Genomic DNA, 2718 nt, shown 5'->3' with positions numbered 1-2718 from the left:
AGTGCGATACTTCAATATACCCCCTGCATCTAAACATTCTATTCCCCTTTGTCTTAAATCGTTGCTGTAGCTCTTTGTCATTTTCCTTTTATTTTAACAAAAAAATTACACCCAATTCAACCTGATTTACTATATGATTATGTTCAATATATTGTCTAAATATTAGCCAAAAATTTTTTTACGAAATTAAGATCAAACCTCTTCCTTTTGAAGTAACGTGTAAATTGAATACAGACGGATACAATGCCTTTATCCATGGATAAATGGATAGAAGGATTGCAGAAATCGATTTACCTCACTCGTGCAGAAAGTAAGCTTAACACGATTTTATTGTGCACAGGCTTTCACCTATCAATCTCCTTACAATATTATTATCGAAGAATTTGAAAATAATCTTTTTCCATTTTATCACAATCCAATTCTTTTAAATATGTGTATTTGTTAGACTCGGTGAAGCCCCAAGTACCATATGGGGAGGCGTAGGAATTTTGATTCCAGCCTCATCAAAAAGCTCTTTCAAGATGCGATTAAATTGTCGACGTACTTGATCTTGACAGTTTGGGGTTGTACGAATCTTAGCCAAAAGTACCACCGAATACGCAGTAACTTCATTCACACCTCTGAATTCTAAATTTCCCAGAACATACCGTTTTACAGGAGAATTTTTTTTCAAAATATTAAACGCTTTTTCAACTAATCGTTGCACTTTTTCCAAATCTTCATGATAAGTAACAGAAATATTCATAAGAACTGCGGAAAAATGCTTATTACGATTACCAATAACAACGATATTGCCAAAAGGAATAGTCATAAGCGTTCCATTTTCACTGCGAATCTTTACTGTCCGCGCTGCAATGAGCTCTACTTTTCCTGTTCTTCCATCTATATCTACTTCGTCTCCCACCATAAGGTTATTTTCAAAAATAATAAAAAATCCAGTAATAAAATCTCGAACAATATTCTGCAATCCGAAAGTTAGCCCAAATCCTGCAACGCCTACGCTTGCAGCCCATTCTTTTAACTGGACACCAAAAATATAAGAGATCATAAAAATTAGTGCAGGCCCTCCTACCAACACATTCACACTGGTTCGAATAATAGCCATCATTGTCTTAAGTCGAGTAAATAAAAAATTATTTTCCAAAGATTGAGTGCTATATCGATCTTCTACGTAATACTTTAAAATTTTGTTAATGATTTTAATCAATAAAAAAGAAGCCATCCCCACCAAAGCTGCATTAAAACAGCGCGTTACCCAAGGACTGACAAAAATAGACGTCATCCAGTACACAATGCTAAAGGCTGCGTTATTTTGAATTTCTTGAAACACCTCTCCCCAGAGCGTTAACAATCCAATATAAACTAATATTTTTACTGTACTTAATGATTCTTTTCTGTACTGATATAATAAAGGAAAAATAAACGATGTGTTTTTTTTCTTCCAAAGAAATTCCAAAAACATTCTATATACTTGCGGTTGAACAACATTGATACCCAATAGCACACTTGCTGTTGCCACAGTAGGAATAAAAAATGCCATAAAAACTTCTGGAAAAAATAACCATAAATTAATAAAAAGCCCCACCCCCCACTGATAAAAACTTGACAGCAAAATCAAACGATTTCTTCTAGATGGAACGGTAATTTCAGAACAGACCATATACTTAAACTTTTTCAATGCATTCCACAATCCAAAACTGAATACTATGGCAGCACTTTGGGAAAACGTAGAAAATATTAAGGAATTTGCTTGCGTTAAAGTTAAAATTTCCCTAAGCACTTTTGATAAAAAATGAATTAAAAAAACTCTTTGGAATCCATGTAACGCCATTTGTACTGCAGGTACACTTAATTGAACTCGCAATACCGAAGAAAAATACACAGACACACCATAATATCCTGCCATCAGTGTATAAGTGTGCAAAGGTAAATAAGCTAAAAATTCAGTACATACAGAAGGAAGAAACCATCGTTTAAAAGACCATATTCGCCCTATTCCTGCGTAAACTAAGACAGGAACACAAAAAAGAGCTATGATCTTAACCCCTATGGTTCTGGAAATTTTGCTAAGACTTGTATAAAATCTCTGATATATTAAAACATTACCAATTCCACTTATTACAAAAATTCCCAGCATCCACACCACAACTCCAAGAGATTTTGCATTAAATTCCGGAGCTAATACCAACCGGAACATGTATTCAAATCCATAAAAAAAGTTGTGTAAAACCCGCTTTAATTGAAAGGAAAAAAGTTCTAAGTGTGTTAATAAAGGAGAAATTCTTTCCGTCTTTTGCTCTGCCGCCTCATTAGAAGGCGGGGGGTCATACTGCTGAAGACGCTTTAAAATTCGCTCTAATTGATCTTGATTTTTTTTTAAATGCTGCTTGGCGTCTCTTACTTCTTTTAAAAGCTTTTGCATTTCTTTAGAAGAATTTTTGTGAGAAACTTTTGAAGAAGAGCTTTTTTGAGGCAAAGACTCTTGCCCTGAATCAGCCTGGCTATCTCCATAAATCAAGATGCTCCCAAGAGTGATGTAATAAAAAAATTTAAAAAGTATTTTTCTTGGAAACATAGCAGCGATTATTTTTTTATTTATCTTTTTAATAGAATAATTTTTTTTAAAAAAAGTTTCAAGTTATCATTCACTTGTCTAAAATTTTAATTTTTTATTAAAAAATACAAAAAAATTAAAGAATTGTGCTTACCTATCTCTGC

1 protein-coding gene is annotated in these 2718 nt (G+C 33.3%); it reads right to left on the bottom strand.

What is annotated here, in order from left to right; all coding sequences use genetic code 11:
• Positions 1–424: 424 nt before the first annotated feature.
• Positions 425–2518, bottom strand: a complete 2094-nt coding sequence (locus tag HE1_RS05265) for a mechanosensitive ion channel family protein (protein ID WP_161630380.1) — start codon at positions 2516–2518, stop codon at positions 425–427.
• Positions 2519–2718 lie beyond the last annotated feature (200 nt).

The sequence above is a fragment of the Holospora elegans E1 genome, from assembly GCF_000648275.1.
Classification (GTDB): Bacteria; Pseudomonadota; Alphaproteobacteria; order Holosporales; family Holosporaceae; genus Holospora; species Holospora undulata_A.
Note: the sequence above shows the minus strand (reverse complement) of the source record. Positions and strands in the feature narration are given on the sequence as shown.